We start from the raw sequence: 16,881 nt of genomic DNA, 5'->3' as shown, positions 1-16,881 counted from the left end.
GGTCGGTTTCGACCGCCTAATTGACGCAGAGCGGGTCCGAAGTCACACTCCGTCAGCCCTGGGGGTGGCGTCCGGCCGTCCGGTGCCGTCGGGGCCGGACGCCACTCGTCAGTGCGACCGGGGGCGTCGCCGGGCGGGCATCGGGACCACTCCACCGAGTGACGGAACCTCGCCGGGGCCCTGCGGCGCGGGCGCGGCCGGCGGCAGGCCGGCGCTGATGCAGAGCAGCTCCGCCCAGGCCGCCAGGTGCCGTTCGAAGCGGCCGTCGGCCGGCGTCCACGAGGCCCGGATCTCGATCTCGGTCGACGACGGGCGGTCCGCCAGGCCGCCGAAGTACTGGGACGCGCACCTGGTCACCGTGCCGGACGGCTCCGCGTACCCGGCGCCGTGCGTCTGCAGGGAGTCCAGCAGCCAGGCCCAGCCGACCTCGCAGAGCATCGGGTCGCCGGCCATCTCCGGCTCCAGCTCGGCCCGGGTCATCGTGACCACCCGGAACTCGCCGTTCCAGGCCTCCTGCCCGGCCGGGTCGTACAGCAGCACCAGCCGGCCGTCCGAGAGCTCCTCGCCGTCCACCTCGACCGCGGCCGTCACCGCGAAGGCGTGCGGGGCGAGCCGGCGCGGGGCCGGCGCGGGGGAGAGCTGCACCTCGGGCCGCAGCCGGGCCCCGTCCAGGGCCGCCACGGCAGCCCGGAACTCGCTCGGCGCCCCCTCGCGACCCGTTCCGCCACCTGCTCCGCCACCCTGCGCGGGGTGCCCTCCGACCGCTGCCATGACCCGAAGACTAGGTCGAAGACCGGGGTTATCGCCGCAACTTCTCCCGCTGCGGCGTGCCGGAACGGCAAACCCGGGCAGATCTTGGAGGAACCGACGAGAGCGGCCGGGGGGAGGCCCCCGGGACGCGTGCGAAGATTTGACGTGTGAGCGAGACTACGGCAGACACCACGGCGGGCACCCACGGCGGCCCGATCACCCCCGCGCGCCGCGGCGCCGCGTACGACTCCGCGTTCCTGCGCGCCTGCCGGCACGAGCCGGTGCCGCACACGCCCGTCTGGTTCATGCGCCAGGCCGGCCGCTCGCTGCCCGAGTACCTGAAGGTCCGCGAGGGCATCCCCATGCTGGAGTCCTGCATGCGGCCCGAGCTGGTCAAGGAGATCACCCTGCAGCCGGTGCGCCGGCACGAGGTGGACGCGGCGATCTTCTTCAGCGACATCGTGGTGCCGCTCAAGGCGGTCGGCATCGACGTCGACATCAAGGCCGGCGTCGGCCCGGTCATCGCCGACCCGATCCGCACCTTCGAGGACCTCCGGCGGCTGCGCCCGCTCGAGCCGGACGACGTCCCCTACATCACCGAGGCCGTCGGCCTGCTGGTGGACGAGCTCGGCGGGACCCCGCTGATCGGCTTCGCCGGCGCGCCGTACACGCTGGCCAGCTACCTGGTCGAGGGCGGCCCCTCCAAGAACCACGAGAACACCAAGGCCATGATGTACGGGCAGCCCGAGCTGTGGGCCGCCTTGGTGGACCGGCTCGCGGACATCACCTCGGCCTTCCTGAAGGTGCAGATCGAAGCCGGCGCCTCGGCCGTCCAGCTGTTCGACTCCTGGGTCGGCTCGCTCGCGCCGGCGGACTACCGCCGCTCGGTGATGCCGGCCAGCACCAAGGTCTTCGACGCCGTCGCCGGGTACGGCGTGCCGCGGATCCACTTCGGCGTCGGCACCGGCGAACTGCTCGGGCTGATGGGCCAGGCCGGCGCGGACGTCGTCGGCGTCGACTGGCGGGTGCCGCTGGACGTCGCCGCCGAGCGGGTCGGCCCGGGCAAGGGCCTGCAGGGCAACCTCGACCCGGCCGTGCTGTTCGCGCCCACCGCGGTCGTGGAGACCAAGGCCCGCGAGGTGCTGGACGCCGCCCGGGCGGTCGGCCCCAGCGGCCACATCTTCAACCTCGGCCACGGTGTCATGCCGTCCATGGACCCGGACGCGCTCAGCCGGCTCGTCGCCTTCGTCCACGAGGCCAGCGCGCGCTGACGCGCCGACGTACGGCGGAGCCGGGCCCTCCTGCTCGCGGAGGGCCCGGCCCCGCCGTCGTTCAGCCCTCGGCCCGGGGCTCCTCGGCGTTCGGCCCGGCCGGCACCGGGCGGCGGCGCCACCAGTAGCGGTACACCAGGGCCGCGGGGACGCCCAGCACCAGCAGGAACGGCGCCACCGCGGCGAAGGCCACGGACAGGCCGCGGGCGATCACCGACAGGGCGTGCCAGCCGCCGCCGAGCGCGGAGCCGACCGCGTCGCCGAAGCCCTCGGCCTCGGCCTTCGGCACCGGCGCCGGCGTCGGGGCGGTGACCTCGCGGCGGACCTCCAGGGTGACGGTGGAGTACGAGGTCCGGGCGGACAGCTCCTTCTGCTGCTTCTGGAGGGACTCCAGGTCGGCCTCGCGGCGGCTCAGCTCGGTCTCCAGCGAGGTGACCTCGCTCAGCGACTTCGCCTGCGCCATCAGCGCCCGCACCCGCTCCACGCTCGCCTGCTGGGTCTGCACCCGGCTCGCCACGTCGGCGACCTGCTGGGTCAGGTCGTCCGCCTGGCTCTTGCGGGAGGACACCTCGCCCAGGGCGGCGAGCTGGTCCAGGGTCTGCTGGTAGGCGGCCGACGGGATCCTCAGCGTCAGCTGGCCCGACTGGTTCGCGCCGCCGCCGGTGACCGACTCGGCGCCCACGTAGCCGCCCGCCGTCGTGGTCAACTCCCGTGCCCTGGCCAGCACCTGGCCGACGTCCTGGGTGCTCAGGCTGAGCTGCGCGGTGTACGCGATCAGCCGGCCGCTGTCGGCGACCGGGGACACCCCGGCCGCCGCGGGGGCTCCGGAGGGCTGGGCGGCGCCGGTCGCGGCCGCCGCCCCGCCGCCCGGACCGGCCTGTTTCGCCGGGGCCACCGCCGCGTCGGGCCTGGCCGACTCCCCCGAGCCGCTCGCACCGCACCCCCCGACCAGCAGCACCGCCGCGGCCGCCGCCGCCCCCAGCGCACCGGCTCCGGTCCGTCTCCCCATGTCCGTTCCTCCCCAACTCCGTTGACAGGTCTCCCCCTTGGACGGGAGAGCCGGCCGTGCGGATCCGCCCGGGAGATCGCGACTCCATCACGGCTCGGCGACGGGCCGGACACGACCTACCCGGCGGTGACCTCGATCCCCGCCCGGCGCAGCAGCGCCGCCGTCACGCCGTCCCCGGGCCGGAGCTCGCCGGTGAACGTCCCGTCGTACACCCGCCCGCAGCCGCAGGACGGACTGCGCGCCATCAGCAGCGCCCGCCGCGCTCCCGCCGCCTCGGCCGCCGCCAGCGCGGCCCGGGCACCGGCCAGGAACTCCCCGGTGCAGTCCGCCCCGGTCGCGTCCACCACCCGCGCCCGCCCGTCCAGCACGTCCGCGCCGTCCCCGCCCACGATCTCCGCCGGGGGCCGCGGGGTCGGCAGCCCGCCCGCCCCCTCCGGGCAGACCACGACGGCCCGCCCCTCCTCGACCAGGCGCAGCGCGCCGTCGGAGCTCTTCGCCTGCCCGTCGTACCGGCAGGGGACCCCGGCCAGACACGCACTCACCACGATCGGTTCCATGGCGCACAGACTAGGCGGCGGTCCCTCGCGCCCTGGAACTCGCTATCTTGAGGGCATGAGCGAGCTGCCGGACTGGATGTACGCGCCCAGAGCCGAGGGTTGGTTTGCCGACGACCTCGACCACCTGCCGCAGGCCCCGCGCCACACCGAACTGATCGACGGAGCGCTGGTCTTCATGATGTCCCCGCAGCGTTCGTGGCACACCCGGGTCGTGCGGCGGCTGACCGACGTGCTGGAGCAGTCGGTGCCGGACGGAGTGCTGGCCGAGGGCGAGATGACGATCAAGCTCGATCCCCGTAACCGGCCGGAACCGGACGTGGTGGTCGCCACGGCGGAGTACGACCCCGACCGGACCCGGTACGCCCCGGCTGACGTACTGCTGGTCGTGGAGGTCGTCTCCCCCGAGTCCGCGCACCGCGATCGTACGGTCAAGGTCCGCAAGTACGCCGAGGCGGGCATCCCGCACTACTGGATCGTCGAGGACGAGGCCGGGCGACCGGTCGTGCACGTCTACGAGCTGGATCGGGCGACGAACGCCTACGCCCCGGCCGGGATCTTCCGGGGCACGCTCGAACGCCCGGTGCCGTTCCCGGTCACCGTCGACCTGGACGCACTGGTGCCGGGCGGCGGGCGTGCAGGGGATTGAGGGTCCGGCGTAAAGACCTGCGAGACTGCGGAGCATGTCGGATGCACAGGTCGTCGTCGTCGGTGGTGGGATCGCGGGGCTGGCTGCGGCCGCTTTTCTGAGCGGGGCGGCCGGCGGTCCGGCGCGGGCGCGGGTGACGGTGCTGGAGGCGTCGGAACGGGTCGGCGGGAAGCTGTGGGGCGGGGAGGTCGGCGGGGTCCGGGTCGACCTCGGGGCCGAGTCGGTGCTGGCCCGGCGGCCGGAGGCGGTCGAGCTGGCGCGGGCGGTCGGGCTGGGCGGGGAACTGGAGCCGCCGACCACCGCGAAGGCGGCGATCTGGACCCGCGGGGCGCTGCGGCCGCTGCCGGGCGGGCAGGTGATGGGCGTGCCGGGCGACCTGGAGGCGCTGGCGGCCTCCGGGGTGCTCACCGCCGAGGGCCTGGAGCGGGCCCGGCACGAGCGGAGCACCGAGGTGGGGGAGGACGTCGCGATCGGCCGCTACGTCGCCGACCGGCTGGGCCGGGAGGTGGTCGACCGGCTGGTCGAACCGCTGCTGGGCGGCGTCTACGCCGGGCGCGCCGACGAGATCTCGCTGCGGGCCGCCGTACCGCAGCTGCTGGCGATCGCCCGGGGCGGCGGTTCGCTGGTCGAGGGCGTGCACGAGCTGGCGTCCCGGCCGAAGACCGCCGACACCCCGGTGTTCAACGGCCTGCGCGGCGGCCTCGGCACCCTGCCGCAGGCGGTCGCCGCGGCCTGCGTCGGGGCGGGCGTCGACCTGCGGACGGACGCCCCGGTGGACGAGCTGCGCCGCACCCCCGACGGCTGGCGGGTGGTGGCCGGCGGCGAGGTACTGCGCGCGGACGCCGTGGTGCTGGCCGTTCCGGCCCCCGCCGCGGCCCGGCTGCTGCGCGCGGACGCCCCGGCGGCCGCCGCCGAGCTGGACACCGTCGAGTACGCGGGCATGGCGCTGGTGACCCTGGCGTTCCGGCGCTCCGAGCTGGCCGAACTCCCGAGCGGCAGCGGCTTCCTGGTGCCGCCGGTGGACGGGCGGCGGATCAAGGCGTCGACCTTCTCCTCCAACAAGTGGGGCTGGCTGGAGCGCTCCGCGCCGGACGCGTTCCTGCTGCGCACCTCGCTGGGCCGGCACCGCGAGGAGGAGGCGCTGGGCCTGCCGGACGAGGAGCTGGTGGCCCGCTCGCTGGCGGACCTGGGGGAGGCGATCGGGCTGACCGCCCGGCCGTACGACACCTTCGTCTCGCGCTTCGCGGCGGGCCTGCCGCAGTACCCGGTGGGTCACCCGGACAAGGTGGCCCGGATCCGGGCGGCGGCCGGGCGGGTGGGCGGCCTGGCGCTGTGCGGCGCCGCGTACGACGGGGTGGGCATTCCGGCGTGCATCGGCTCGGCCGCCGCCGCGGCGGCCACCATCGACAGACTGTTGACCCCGGCGACCGGGGAAGGTTCCACGGAGAGGACAATGGGCGCATGACTGAGAGCGTTGAGCGGGAGCCGGAGCAGCGGCCCGAGAAGAAGAAGGCGCGCGACCTGAACCAGGTCATCCGCTACACCATGTGGTCGGTGTTCAAGCTCAAGGACGTCCTGCCCGAGGACCGCACCGCCCTGGCCGCCGAGGTGGACGAGCTGTTCGAGCAGCTGGCCGCCAAGGACGTGACCGTGCGCGGCACGTACGACGTCTCCGGTCTGCGTGCGGACGCCGACATCCTGGTCTGGTGGCACGCCGCCGACTCGGACGACCTGCAGGAGGCGTACAACCGCTTCCGCCGCACCGGCCTGGGCCGCCGGCTGGAGCCGGTCTGGTCGAACATGGCGCTGCACCGCCCGGCCGAGTTCAACAAGTCGCACATCCCGGCCTTCCTCGCCGACGAGCGCGCCCGGGACTACGTCTGCGTGTACCCGTTCGTCCGCTCTTACGAGTGGTACCTGCTGCCGGACGACGAGCGGCGCGCGATGCTCGCCGAGCACGGCAAGATGGCGCGCGGCTACCCGGACGTGCGGGCCAACACGGTGGCCTCGTTCGCGCTCGGCGACTACGAGTGGCTGCTCGCCTTCGAGGCGGACGAGCTGCACCGGATCGTCGACCTGATGCGCGACCTGCGCCCGTCCCGGGCCCGGCTGCACGTCCGCGAGGAGGTGCCGTTCTTCACCGGCCGCCGCAAGCCGCTCGGCGAGCTGCTCAACGGCCTGGCCTGAGCGTCGACGGCCTGGCCTGAGCGACCGCGGTTTCCCTCCCGGAGGCCGGTTCCCCGTACGCACGGGGAACCGGCCTCCGGGCGTTCCCGCGGGGTGCGGCCGGTCGGTGCGTCCGTCCGTCCGGGCGCGAGCTCAGGTGCGGTGCGGGCGCAGGGCGGCGCGCAGGCGGGCGTCGGGGAGGACGGCCGGGCCGTTCATGGCGACGGCGGTGAGCAGTTCGCGCTCCTCGTCGTCGGCGAGGCCGCGCTGGCGGGTGGGCCGGACCTCGCGCAGCACCTCCTGGCCGATCGGGGAGGCCCAGCGGGTGTAGGGGTAGACGTCGACCCGGGCCATCAGCAGGGTGCCCGAGGTGAGCACCAGCGGCAGCGAGAACCAGGCGAGCGGCGCGAGGGCGTCGTCGCCGGTGAAGCCGCTGACGGCCAGCGAGGCGGCCAGCAGGAGCAGGGACAGCAGCAGCGCGTGGCGGACCTGCCGGACCACCACGAGGGTGCTGCGCTGTACCAGCGCCGGGGTCGCGAGGCCGGCCAGCGAGAGCCGGGCGCCGATCTCCAGCACGGTGGGGTGCTCGGCCATCGCGCGGCGCAGCTCGTCCGTGCGGCACTGGCCCTCGGGGCCGACGGTGGCGATGACCGCCCGTTCCAGCCGGCTGCGGCCCCGGGGGTCGACGACGGTGGTCCAGCCGGTGTGCGCCAGGTGCAGGCGGCCCCGGCCGGCCATCAGCACGAGCGCCAGTTCGACCACCCGGTCAGGGCCGCCCGCCAGGTAGGCGGTCTCGTACAGGCCGATGCCGACGGCTTCCGGTGGGCGCAGCCCGTCCTGTTCGGCCAGGGCGTCGGCGGTGGCGGCCATCCGGACCAGCCGGAGACAGGAGAGCACCGCCGCGATACAGGCCGGTATGAGGAACAGCAACCACATGGCCTTGTTGTATGCCTGGCCCGATGGTGCGGGGAACGTCTTCCCGGTCCGCGATACCGAACTGTGACGTCGGCCGGGGACGCGGCACGGCCGCGGGAGGACGCCCCCGCAGCCGCCCGGGGCGCGGGTCAGGAGCCGCAGCCGCCGCCACCACCGCAGCTCGATCCGCAGCTGCTGGAGCTGGAGCCGCAGCTGGACGAGGACCCGCCGCTGGACGAGGACCCGCAGCTGGAGGAGGACGATCCGCAGCTGCTGGAGCTCGAGCCGGAGCCGCAGCTCGACGAACCGCAGCCGCCGCCGGAGGAGCCGGAGTCGGCGGAGCCGCACCAGGAGGCGGAGCCGCCGCAGGAGCTGGACGAGCACGAGGAGGAAGAAGAGGAGGAGGACGGGAAGACGGACGAGGACGAGCTCGCGGCGGCCTGCCGCACCGCCTCCTCCTCGGCCGCCGCCGCCAGCATCGCGGCCTCCAGCTCCTGGTCGTCCAGCCCGGCCGCGGCCAGCCCGCCGAGGGCGAGCGCGCCCAGCAGCGCGCCGCCCGCCAGCCGGGACGGCACACCGGAGTGGGGCGTCCACGGCGAGCCGTCCATCAGGGTCAGCTGGCGCGTCCCGGCCGGGGTGATCCGGCCCCTGACCGACGGCGTGGCGAGCAGCGTGAGGACGCCGGCGACCAGCAGGGCGCCGGGGATCCACAGGTTGGGGCGGTCGTGGCCGTGGGCGCCGTCGTCGAGCAGTTCGGCGGCCACCGTGAAGGCCACGACGACGAGCATCGCCGACCAGAGCAGCCGGCGGGCGGTCCGGGCCCGCCGCAGTCGTTCGGGGCGGCGCAGCAGGCCGCGGTCGGCGAGCCGGTCGCCGATCTCCTGGACGGCGGCGGAGCGCATCACCGTCCGGCGCAGCGGGGCGATCTCGCGGCTGCCGGTGGGGCCGACGGCCTCCTGGACCGCTTGGTCGACGGCGTCGTACGGCCGGGCGCCGACGAGCGTGACCAGACCGGAGCGGCTGATCACGACCTGCTCGCCCAGGTGCATCCGGACCAGCGCGGTGTCGAACACCCGGCCCGGGCCGCCGGACAGGAACGCGGCGTCGAGCAGCGGCAGACCGCGGCCGGGCAGGCCCCTGGCGTGCGGGACGTGGCCGATGCGCCGCCGGGTCCGGGCGGCGTACAGGGCGGCGGCCGCCAGCAGGACGGCCGGGACGATGAAGAAGCTGTTGTGCCACATGGGCGGTTCCCCCGGGGTGATGATGGGTCGCTAGCCGCGCAGGGCCCGGCGCAGGCGCGCCAGCGGGCCGGTCGGCCGTACGGGTGCCGGGTGGAGCCACCGCTCCAGGGCCCGGCGGTGGTCGGCGGCGAGCGGGCCGCCGTCGGTGAGCACCCACTGCGCGAAGGCCCGGGCGTCGGCGCGGTAGCCGCCGGTCTGCGGGTGGGTGCGGGCGTAGCCGAGGAAGAGCGGACCGTACCGTTCGCCGAGCAGGCGGGGCAGGTCCGGGGCCACCTTGGCGGCGGTGTCGCGCCGCTTGGCGGCGAGGCCGGTGGACTGGGCGCGGACCTGGGCCGGGTCGAAGCCGGGCGGGACGGGCCCGCCGGCCACCAGGGCGGCCAGCAGCTCCTGCTGGCGCCGGGCCAGACGCTCCCGGGCGGCGGCTTCCGCGGCTTCCGCGGCGGCCGGGCCGGTGGCCGCGGTCGGGTCGCTCATCGTCGGGTGCTCCCCTCCAGCACCCGGCGGACGGCGTCCAGGTCACCGGCCAGCTCACTGGGCGGCGGGAAGTTCGCGTCCCGTTCCAGCAGGACGCCGGGCGGCGCCACCCGCGCGCAGAGCTCGGCCAGCACCTCCAGCACCGGTTCGGTGACGGGGTGGGCGTGGGTGTCGTGCCAGGTTCCGTCGACCAGCTCGCCGCCCGCGACGTGGACGTAGGCGAGGGCCTCCAGCGGCAGGCGGTCGAGTTCGGCGGCCGGGTCGACGCCGAGGTTGACCCGGTTGGTGTGCAGGTTGGCGACGTCGATCAGCAGCCGGACGCCGGTGCGGGCGACCAGTTCGGCGAGGAACTGCGCCTCGGTGAACTCGTCGTCCGGCCAGGAGAGTTGGGCGGCTATGTTCTCCAGGGCGAGCGGCACCGGGAGCTGGTCCTGGGCGATCCGGACGTTCTCGGCGATCACCCGCAGCGAGTCCCTGGTCCGCGGGACGGGCAGCAGGTGGCCGGCCTCCAGGCCGCCGGCCCGGACGAAGGCCAGGTGCTCGGTGACCAGTGGGGAGCCGAGCGCGAGCGCCGTTTCGGCGAGCTTGCCGAGCCGGGCGGGGTCGGGCAGGTCGGCACCGCCGAGGCCGAGGCCGACGCCGTGCGGGACGACGGTGACGCCGCGTTCGCGCAGCACCGTCAGCGAGTCGGGCAGGTGGCCGGCGCAGATGTTCTCGGCGACCACCTCGACCCAGTCCAGACCGGGCTGGCGCTCGACCACGGTGTCGATCTCGGCGCGCCAGCCGAGGCCGACGCCCAGGCGGGTGGGGGCGGCGGGGCCGCCGGTGGCCCGTACGGGCAGGTCCAGGGCAGGAGAAGTCATCGGTTCGCCCCCTTCTGAGGGCCGGAACGGGAAGGGCCGTCGGGTGGTGCGGGCGCCGTCGCCAGGACCACGCGGCCGTGTTGCCGAGGATGTCCCCGGTGGGGGCGGCTGCCAAGCCTCACCCGGTCTTCTCAGAGCATTATTTGAGCTTGTCGTTCCGGTGCCGGGGGATTCGGAAAATCCGGCGGCGGCGCGGGGACCACGGGCCGGTGCTCGCGGTCGACGCGTGGCTGGGGTACGAGCGCTGCGCGGGGGAGCGCAAGGGCACCAAGCGCCCGAAGTGACCCCCGGGACGGTGATTCTGACGCTCCGGACCGCCGGGAGGGGGTATTTCCGGCCACGGGCGGGGACTTAACCAGGGCGTACGGTTCGTGGCCGAGTCTTCCTCCGGGGGGATGATATGGACATCCTGCTCCAGGTGCTGATCGCATCGGTTCCGGCCGTGATCGGTTTCCTCGCGGCCCGCTCCCTGGCCCGGACCAGACTGCTCCTGCGCTACGGCTTCCTGCGGGCGATGCTGGCCCCGTACAGCCGGGTGCAGATCATCACGCCGAGCATCGAGGTCGCGGAGTTCGCCTTCACCACGGACGGCTGCCGGCTGACCAGCCGCGGGCCGAAGAACGTGCTGTTCATGCCGATGGCCGAGGCCAGGGCGATAGCCCAACTCACCGACCTGCTGCGCAAGGTCAACCGGAAGGCGACGATCGAGCTGGTGGTGGCGGGCTCCCAGGACCCGCGGATGCCGACCTTCTCGATCGGCGGCCCGAGCGTCAACGCCTACTCCGCCGGGGTGCTGGACGCGGTGTTCCCGGACTTCGCGATCGAGTACCCGGAGGAGGCCCGCGCCCGCTGGGGCGGAATGACCTTCGAGGCGCTGTTCAACCCGGCCGGGGAGCTGATCCGCGATCACGGCTTCGTCTTCGTGACCCGCACGCCCCGGCACGCGCCCTGCGTGGTGCTCTGCGGGGTGTTCGCCTTCGGCTCCGCGATGGCGGTGGAGGCGCTGACCGCGGCGAGCCGGAACTCGCCGCTGGCGGCGCTCTTCCGTTCGGGGGAGAAAGGATTCGCCGCGGTCGAGGGCCGGGTGATCGGGCTGGACACCGTGGACGTCACGGTCGAGGTCTGCCGCGCCCTGCCCGCGCCCCGGGCGGACGTCCCGTCGGGCTTCCGGGGCGAGGTGTCCGCCGCTCGTCCCGAGCAGTGAGATAATTGGTCTCGACCACGTGGTGCGAATCAGGACACCACGGGAGGGACCAGGTCACGAACTCTGATCGGTCGTTCAGGTTTTGCCCCACTCTCGGCACATCATGGGCATAATCACGCACATGACGATCAACCGTGCGAACGTGAGCGCGATTGCCGAGGACCTGTACGTCTGGCTCCCCCCGAAGCGGGGCTGGGGCCTGGCCAACTGCGGCCTGCTGGTCTCCGAGACGACCGCGCTCTGGATCGACACCCCCTACGATCGCTCGATGGCCGGGGAGTTCCTCGCCGCGAGCCGCCGGCTGCTGCCGGCCGGGGTCGAGATCGACCGGGTGGTCGTCACCCACGCCAACGGTGACCACCTGTGGGGCGCCGGGGTGCTGCCGGACGCCGAGGTGATCGCCACCCGCGAGGCGCTGGAGCACATCCACTGGGAGCCCACCCCGCAGCAGCAGCACGCGCTGGTCGCCAACAGCGACCCGGACTCCCCGCTCGGCGGCTACCTCAGGGAGCACTTCGGGCGGTTCGACTGGTCCGGCGCCGACCCGGTGCACCCGGACACCGTCTTCACCGGTGAGCTGGAGCTGCGGGTCGGTCGCCACCCCGTGCAGATCACCAGCCTGCCCGCCGCCCACACCGGCGGCGACCTGATGGTCCACCTCCCGCACCAGCGCGCGGTGTTCACCGGCGACGTGATCTTCTCCTCGACGCCCGAGCAGCCCGGCGACCACCCCTCGCACTGGGCCGGCCCGCTGGAGAACGTCATCGGCGCCTGTGAACGGGCCCTGGCCACCGGCGCGGAGATCTTCGTCCCCGGCCACGGCCCGGTGCTCGACCGCGCGGGCGTCCGGGAGCACATCGGCTACCTCGCGTACGTCCGCGACCGCGCCCACGCCCTGCACGCCGCCGGGATACCCGCCCTGGATGCCGCCCGGCGGGTGATCGCCGAGCAGCGCCACCCCGAACTCGGCCTGCCCGAACGGCTGGTGCTCACCGTCGCGGCCGAGTACCGGCACCTGGACGGGTCGCCGGCGCCGGGCGCGCTGGAGGCCATGGGGCAGGTCGCCCTGGTCGCCCGGGAGCTGGCCGAGGATGCCGCCGCCGCCCGGTTCCCGCGCCCACACGCCCGGAGCTGATCCCCGCCCGGAACCGACCCCCGCCCGGGCCCGCCCCCGGCCCGGTCCCGCCCCTTGCTCGGCCCGACCCGCAAGCACCCCCGAGGACTCCGATGACGCAGATCGTGCTGACCGCCCTGGTGCTGGTCGCCGCCGTGGCCGCGGCCCTGCTCGCCCGCGGCCGGGCCGCGGCCGTCGCCCGGGCCGCCGCCGCCGAGACCGCGCTCGCCCGGGGCGAGGAGCGCGGCCGGGCCGCCGAGGGCCGCCTCGCCCGCGCCGAGCAGCAACTGCGCGAGGCGCAGGAGATCACCCGGCGCTCCACCGACGAGGCCCGGCGGGCGGAGGGCCGCACCCGCGCCGCCGAGGACGCCGTCCGCGCGGCCCAGGACGCGGCCCGCGAGGCGCAGGAGGCCGTCCTGGACGCCGGCCGGCAGGCCGCCGCCGCGGCCGGCCGGGCCGAGGAGACCGGCCACCGCCTCGCCGCCGCCGAGGCCCGCGTCGCCGCGATGCTCGCCGAGATCGGCCACCTCGCCGAGGAACGGATCGCCGCCACCGCCGTACGGCTCACCCACACCAACGCCCCGCTGGTCGGCCCGCTGGACCCGCGGACCGTCGGCCCGGAGGCCGTCCGGGCGCTGCAGTCCGTGCTGGACGCCACCGCCGCCGCCCTCGCCGACGAGCGCGAACGGGTGGACGCCGCCGCCCGCGCCGCCATGCGCGGCGCGACCTCCCGGATCCAGACCCTGCTCTACCAGATCCAGAGCCTGGTCCAGCAGCTCCAGCACGACAACGACGACCCTCGGCTGCTGGAGGTCGACTTCCGCAACGAGGTCGCGCTGCGCCGGATCCAGACGGTCGCCGTGCTCTGTGAGGCCTGGCCGGGCCTGGCCCGCACCGACTCGCCGCTCGCCGAGGTGGTCGTCGGCGCGCTGTCCCGGGTGCCCGGCTACGCCCGGATCAAGGTCGCCAACCACCTGCGGGAGCAGCGGCTCGCGGTGGTCGCCCGGGCCGCCGAACCGATCGCCGTCACCATCGCCGAACTGCTCGCCAACGCCACCGCCTACTCCCACCCGGAGACCGACGTCCCGGTCACCGTCCAGCAGGGCGGCCGCGGCGCGCTGGTGATCATCGACGACAGCGGCATCGGCATGGACGAGGACCAGCTGCGCCGCGCCCGCCGACTGCTGGCCGGCCCGCCGGACCTCCTGCTCACCGAGCTCGGCAACCCGCCCAAGACCGGCTTCGCGGTGATCGGCAAGCTCGCCCGCCAGTACGGCTTCGCCTGCCACATCGAGCCCTCGCCGTACGGCGGCATGCGGACCATCCTGCGCATCCCGGCCGGCCTGGTGACCGTCGTCGACGACGAGCAGCCGCTCTCGGTGCTCACCCCGCTGCCGCTGCGGGCCGGCTCCGGCCCCGCCGCCGCGCCCACCGTCGCCGCGGTGCCACCGATGCGCGACGCCGACGAGCAGGACGGCCCGCGGCTCGCCGACCGCCACCACCAGCCCGGACCGCACCCGGCGCCGGCCATCCGCGTGGTGCCCGACCCGGGCGCGGACGTCCCGGCGGTGGGCAGTCCGGCGGCGGACGGCGTGGACGCGGTGGATGCGGCAGGCGTGGCAGCCGCCGCGGCCGCCGGCCCGGACTCCCCGGCGGCGGACGGCACCGGCCTGCCCACCCGACGGCGCCGCCGCCCGCTGGCAGCCGAGGAGGCCGGCGCACCCGCCGCCAAGGCCGTCCCCACCACCAACGCCGCAGCCCCTGCGCCCTCGCCCGACCGGACCCCCGAGCGGGCCGCCGCCCGCTGGCAAGCGCTGCAGCAGGGCACCGATTCCGGCCGCGCCGCCGTGGCCCAGGCCGCCCGCGAGAGCGCCGTCGGCGGGAGTGCCGCACCCGGAAGCGCCACGACCGAGGACAGCACGAGCGCCGCCGGTGCCCCCGACACTCCCGACACTCCCGACAGTCCCGGCAGACCCGGCCCCGGCACCCCCGGCACCCTCACCACCACCGGCGACACCACCGCCGACCGCCCCACCGGTGGCCACGCCACCGGCCCGACGACCTTAGAAGGAGCCGAGCAGTGAGCAGCTCGCCCAGCCAGACCGCCATCGACGAGATCTCGTGGGTGCTGACCCCGCTGCTGGAGCTGCCGGGGGTGCTCCACGCGGTCATCGCCACCGGGGACGGTCTGGTCGAAGGCGCCTCGGAGGGCCTGGGCCGGGCCTCCGCCGAGCGGGTCGCCGCGATGACCGCCACCGTGCACGCCGCCGCCCGCGCGTTCACCGGCGCGTTCACCGACGCCGAGCGGCCGCGACTGGCCCAGACCGTGGTGGAGTCCGACCTCGGCTACGCCATCGTCGTGCCCGCCGGGGAGAACACCTCGCTCGCCGTGTTCACCACCCCGGACGCCCAACTCGGCAACGTGTCCTACCAGATGCAGGTGCAGGTCGCCGCGCTGGGCCGCGCGCTCGCGAGCCCGTCGCGGCGGCAGGACGACACCGCCCGGTCATGACCGCCGTCTCCCGCAGGCGGATGGTTCCCGCCTACCTGGCCACCGGCGGCCGCAGCCGCCCCGGCACCAAGGGCTTCGAGCGGCTGACCGTCCTGTTCGCCGACCGCGCCGACCGCGCCGAACCGCCGACCGGTCTCGAACCCGAACACCGCCGGCTCTGGGAGTTGCTGCGCCCCGGCGCGCTGACCGTGGTGGAGGCCGCCGCGCACCTGTGCCTGCCGGTCAGCGCCACCGTCTTCCTCGCGGCCGATCTGGTCGAGGCGGGCTGCCTGCACGCCCGCGCGCCGATCCCGCCCGCCCAGCAGACCGACCGCTCCATCGTCGAGAGGCTCCTCGTTGGACTCCGTGCGCTCCGGTGACCGGGTGGGCTACCTGCCCGACCGGGACCAGACGCTGATGAAGCTGGTGGTCGCCGGCCCGTTCGGGGTCGGCAAGACCACGCTCATCCGCACCCTCTCCGAGATCGCCACCCTGCACACCGAGGAGGCGATGACCGAGACGGGGCGGCCGGTGGACGACCTCGCCGGCCTGCCCGAGAAGACCACCACCACGGTCGCGGTGGACTTCGGCCGGCTCACCCTGCCCGGCAACGTCGTGCTCTACATGTTCGGCACCCCCGGCCAGCGCCGGTTCTTCCCGCTCTGGCAGGACATCGCCCGCGGCGCCCTGGGCGCCCTGGTGCTCGCCGACACCCGCCGACTGGCCGACTCCTTCGAGATCATGGACATGGTCGAGGAGCAGGGCCTGCCGTACGCCGTCGCCGTCAACTGCTTCCCGGACGCGCCGGTCCACTCGGTCGAGGTGCTCCGCGCCCACCTGGACCTGCACCCCGCCACCCCGCTGCTGCTCTGCGACGCCCGCGAGCGCGAGGCCAGCCTGGACGCGCTGATCGCGCTGGCCGAGCACGTCCTCGACGCCCTGCCCGCCGCCTCCACCGCCACCCAGGAGCGCCCGTGACCGTCGAGACCCGCCCGACCCCGATCCACGGCCCGGTCTTCGCCGCCGACCCCCAGCTGGTCTACGAGCGGCTGCGCAGGCACGGACCGGTCGCCCCGGTGGAGATCGCGCCCGGCGTCGAGGCCCTGCTGGTCACCGACTACCAGGCCGCGCTGGACCTGCTGCGCGACAGCGACACGTTCTCCAAGGACTCCCGCGCCTGGCAGCGGACCCTCCCGCCGGACTCCCCGCTGCTGCCGGTCCTCGGCTACCGCCCGACCGCCCTGTTCAGCGACGGCGAGACGCACGCGCGCTACCGCGCGGTGATCACCGACGCCCTCGCGCTGTTCGAACCGCACCGGCTGCAGCGCCAGGTCGCCGAGACCGCCCACCGGCTGATCGACCGGTTCGCCGCGGTCGGCCACGCGGACCTGATCGCCGAGTACGCCCGCCAGCTGCCCGCCTCCGTGCTCACCACCTGGTTCGGCGTGCCCGAGGAGCAGCACGGCGAGATGGTCGCGGCGATCACCGGGCTGATCGAGTCCACCGCGCAGGCCGGCGCCGCGTACGGGAAGCTCCTCGCGGTCGTCACCGCCATGGTCGCCGAGCGCCGCGAACGCCCCCGGCACGACCTCGCCTCCTGGTTCGTCACCCACCCGGTCGGGCTGGACGACGACGAGGCGATCCGGCAGATCACCCTGACCATGATCGCCGGGCACGAGCCGACCACCAACCTGATCGGCAACGCCCTGCTGCGCCTGTTGACCGACGCCCGCTACGCCGGTTCGCTGTTCGGCGGCGCGATGACCGCCCACCAGGCGATCGACGAGGTGCTCTGGCACGAGCCGCCGCTCGCCAACCTCTCCGCGCACTACCCGCGCTACGACATCGTCTTCCACGGCCGCGAGATCAAGGCCGGGACCCTCCTGCTGGTCTCCTACGCGGCCGCCAACTCCCAGGCGGCACCGCCCACCGACGACGGCGCGCTGCGCAGCGGCGAGAGCGCCCACCTGGCCTGGGCGGCCGGTCCGCACGCCTGCCCGGCCCGCGATCCGGCCCTGCTGATCGCGATCACCGCGATCGAGCAGCTGGGCAGCCGGCTCAGCGATCTCGAACTATCCACCCCGGCCGAGGAGTTGCTCTGGCGGCCGGGGCCGTTCCACCGGGCCCTGGTGCACCTCCCGGTCCGCTTCGAGCCGGTCGTCGGCTAGCGCCCCGCGGGT

The 16,881-nt window shown here is 75.1% G+C and carries 16 protein-coding genes and 1 pseudogene; 11 read left to right on the top strand and 6 right to left on the bottom strand.

All coding sequences use genetic code 11. The annotated features are described in order from the left end of the window. Positions 1 to 108 precede the first annotated feature (108 nt). A complete protein-coding gene (locus tag AB0Q99_RS16905; protein ID WP_363572397.1) occupies positions 109 to 771 on the bottom strand; it encodes a DUF3000 domain-containing protein in 663 nt (220 codons plus the stop codon). Between the two features lie 194 nt (positions 772 to 965). Here AB0Q99_RS16905 and hemE point away from each other — a divergent pair, with 194 nt between their 5' ends. Beyond that, the gene (gene hemE, locus AB0Q99_RS16900) at positions 966 to 2,021 is read left to right on the top strand and encodes a uroporphyrinogen decarboxylase (RefSeq protein ID WP_363572496.1); all 1,056 of its coding nucleotides are present in this window, start codon (positions 966 to 968) and stop codon (positions 2,019 to 2,021) included. 61 nt (positions 2,022 to 2,082) lie between these two features. Here hemE and AB0Q99_RS16895 read toward each other — a convergent pair whose 3' ends face one another. After that, complete coding sequence (locus AB0Q99_RS16895) at positions 2,083 to 3,030, bottom strand: DUF4349 domain-containing protein (protein ID WP_363572395.1); 948 nt, start codon at positions 3,028 to 3,030, stop codon at positions 2,083 to 2,085. A 116-nt stretch (positions 3,031 to 3,146) separates the two neighbouring features. Next, a complete protein-coding gene (locus AB0Q99_RS16890) occupies positions 3,147 to 3,587 on the bottom strand; it encodes a DUF523 domain-containing protein (protein ID WP_363572393.1) in 441 nt (146 codons plus the stop codon). 55 nt (positions 3,588 to 3,642) lie between these two features. Here AB0Q99_RS16890 and AB0Q99_RS16885 point away from each other — a divergent pair, with 55 nt between their 5' ends. The 3 genes from AB0Q99_RS16885 to hemQ are packed head-to-tail and all read left to right on the top strand — an operon-like array spanning position 3,643 to position 6,420. After that, the gene (locus tag AB0Q99_RS16885; RefSeq protein WP_363572391.1) at positions 3,643 to 4,233 is read left to right on the top strand and encodes a Uma2 family endonuclease; all 591 of its coding nucleotides are present in this window, start codon (positions 3,643 to 3,645) and stop codon (positions 4,231 to 4,233) included. A gap of 34 nt (positions 4,234 to 4,267) precedes the next feature. After that, positions 4,268 to 5,698 (top strand): protoporphyrinogen oxidase, encoded by a 1,431-nt coding sequence (hemG, locus tag AB0Q99_RS16880; RefSeq protein ID WP_363572389.1) that lies wholly within the window; start codon positions 4,268 to 4,270, stop codon positions 5,696 to 5,698. Further along, positions 5,695 to 6,420, top strand: coding sequence for a hydrogen peroxide-dependent heme synthase (gene hemQ, locus AB0Q99_RS16875; protein ID WP_363572387.1), 726 nt, complete (start codon positions 5,695 to 5,697; stop codon positions 6,418 to 6,420). The genes hemG and hemQ overlap by 4 nt, the downstream gene beginning before the upstream one ends. Positions 6,421 to 6,552: 132 nt before the next feature. Here hemQ and AB0Q99_RS16870 read toward each other — a convergent pair whose 3' ends face one another. The 3 genes and pseudogenes from AB0Q99_RS16870 to AB0Q99_RS16860 form a co-directional block, all read right to left on the bottom strand. Continuing rightward, a complete protein-coding gene (locus tag AB0Q99_RS16870) occupies positions 6,553 to 7,335 on the bottom strand; it encodes a TIGR04222 domain-containing membrane protein (RefSeq protein ID WP_363572385.1) in 783 nt (260 codons plus the stop codon). A 128-nt stretch (positions 7,336 to 7,463) separates the two neighbouring features. Continuing rightward, positions 7,464 to 8,555, bottom strand: coding sequence for a TIGR04222 domain-containing membrane protein (locus tag AB0Q99_RS16865; RefSeq protein WP_363572383.1), 1,092 nt, complete (start codon positions 8,553 to 8,555; stop codon positions 7,464 to 7,466). A 30-nt stretch (positions 8,556 to 8,585) separates the two neighbouring features. Next, positions 8,586 to 9,892 (bottom strand): annotated as a pseudogene (locus AB0Q99_RS16860) (DUF692 domain-containing protein). A 400-nt stretch (positions 9,893 to 10,292) separates the two neighbouring features. On the opposite strand from AB0Q99_RS16860, the gene AB0Q99_RS16855 reads away from it, so the two are divergent. The 7 genes from AB0Q99_RS16855 (at position 10,293) to AB0Q99_RS16825 (ending at position 16,869) form a co-directional block, all read left to right on the top strand. After that, complete coding sequence (locus AB0Q99_RS16855; protein WP_363572381.1) at positions 10,293 to 11,096, top strand: hypothetical protein; 804 nt, start codon at positions 10,293 to 10,295, stop codon at positions 11,094 to 11,096. 121 nt (positions 11,097 to 11,217) lie between these two features. Beyond that, positions 11,218 to 12,231, top strand: coding sequence for an MBL fold metallo-hydrolase (locus AB0Q99_RS16850; RefSeq protein ID WP_363572379.1), 1,014 nt, complete (start codon positions 11,218 to 11,220; stop codon positions 12,229 to 12,231). A 92-nt stretch (positions 12,232 to 12,323) separates the two neighbouring features. Beyond that, positions 12,324 to 14,294 carry an ATP-binding protein gene (locus AB0Q99_RS16845; protein WP_363572377.1) on the top strand — a complete coding sequence of 657 codons (1,971 nt, stop codon included), beginning with the start codon at positions 12,324 to 12,326 and terminating at the stop codon, positions 14,292 to 14,294. Next, positions 14,291 to 14,722, top strand: a complete 432-nt coding sequence (locus AB0Q99_RS16840; RefSeq protein ID WP_363572375.1) for a roadblock/LC7 domain-containing protein — start codon at positions 14,291 to 14,293, stop codon at positions 14,720 to 14,722. Before AB0Q99_RS16845 ends, AB0Q99_RS16840 begins: the two co-directional genes overlap by 4 nt. Further along, a complete protein-coding gene (locus AB0Q99_RS16835) occupies positions 14,719 to 15,081 on the top strand; it encodes a DUF742 domain-containing protein (RefSeq protein WP_363572373.1) in 363 nt (120 codons plus the stop codon). The genes AB0Q99_RS16840 and AB0Q99_RS16835 overlap by 4 nt, the downstream gene beginning before the upstream one ends. Beyond that, complete coding sequence (locus AB0Q99_RS16830; RefSeq protein WP_363572371.1) at positions 15,059 to 15,679, top strand: ATP/GTP-binding protein; 621 nt, start codon at positions 15,059 to 15,061, stop codon at positions 15,677 to 15,679. The genes AB0Q99_RS16835 and AB0Q99_RS16830 overlap by 23 nt, the downstream gene beginning before the upstream one ends. Further along, on the top strand, positions 15,676 to 16,869 hold the full coding sequence (locus AB0Q99_RS16825; protein ID WP_363572369.1) for a cytochrome P450: 1,194 nt from the start codon (positions 15,676 to 15,678) through the stop codon (positions 16,867 to 16,869). The genes AB0Q99_RS16830 and AB0Q99_RS16825 overlap by 4 nt, the downstream gene beginning before the upstream one ends. The last annotated feature ends 12 nt before the right edge of the window (positions 16,870 to 16,881 follow it).

Origin of the sequence: Kitasatospora sp. NPDC086791 (assembly GCF_040685975.1) — a bacterium.
Lineage (GTDB): Bacteria > Actinomycetota > Actinomycetes > Streptomycetales > Streptomycetaceae > Kitasatospora.
This window is presented reverse-complemented; position numbering and strand designations above follow the sequence as displayed.

Bases quoted from the DNA above. Each gene is read 5' to 3' on its own strand.
- hemG (WP_363572389.1), top strand. From the start codon at position 4,268: ATGTCGGATGCACAGGTCGTCGTCGTCGGTGGTGGGATCGCGGGGCTG.
- AB0Q99_RS16870 (WP_363572385.1), bottom strand. From the start codon at position 7,335: ATGTGGTTGCTGTTCCTCATACCGGCCTGTATCGCGGCGGTGCTCTCC.
- AB0Q99_RS16905 (WP_363572397.1), bottom strand. From the start codon at position 771: ATGGCAGCGGTCGGAGGGCACCCCGCGCAGGGTGGCGGAGCAGGTGGC.
- AB0Q99_RS16890 (WP_363572393.1), bottom strand. From the start codon at position 3,587: ATGGAACCGATCGTGGTGAGTGCGTGTCTGGCCGGGGTCCCCTGCCGG.
- AB0Q99_RS16895 (WP_363572395.1), bottom strand. From the start codon at position 3,030: ATGGGGAGACGGACCGGAGCCGGTGCGCTGGGGGCGGCGGCGGCCGCG.
- hemQ (WP_363572387.1), top strand. From the start codon at position 5,695: ATGACTGAGAGCGTTGAGCGGGAGCCGGAGCAGCGGCCCGAGAAGAAG.
- AB0Q99_RS16850 (WP_363572379.1), top strand. From the start codon at position 11,218: ATGACGATCAACCGTGCGAACGTGAGCGCGATTGCCGAGGACCTGTAC.
- AB0Q99_RS16835 (WP_363572373.1), top strand. From the start codon at position 14,719: ATGACCGCCGTCTCCCGCAGGCGGATGGTTCCCGCCTACCTGGCCACC.
- AB0Q99_RS16865 (WP_363572383.1), bottom strand. From the start codon at position 8,555: ATGTGGCACAACAGCTTCTTCATCGTCCCGGCCGTCCTGCTGGCGGCC.
- AB0Q99_RS16845 (WP_363572377.1), top strand. From the start codon at position 12,324: ATGACGCAGATCGTGCTGACCGCCCTGGTGCTGGTCGCCGCCGTGGCC.
- AB0Q99_RS16855 (WP_363572381.1), top strand. From the start codon at position 10,293: ATGGACATCCTGCTCCAGGTGCTGATCGCATCGGTTCCGGCCGTGATC.
- AB0Q99_RS16885 (WP_363572391.1), top strand. From the start codon at position 3,643: ATGAGCGAGCTGCCGGACTGGATGTACGCGCCCAGAGCCGAGGGTTGG.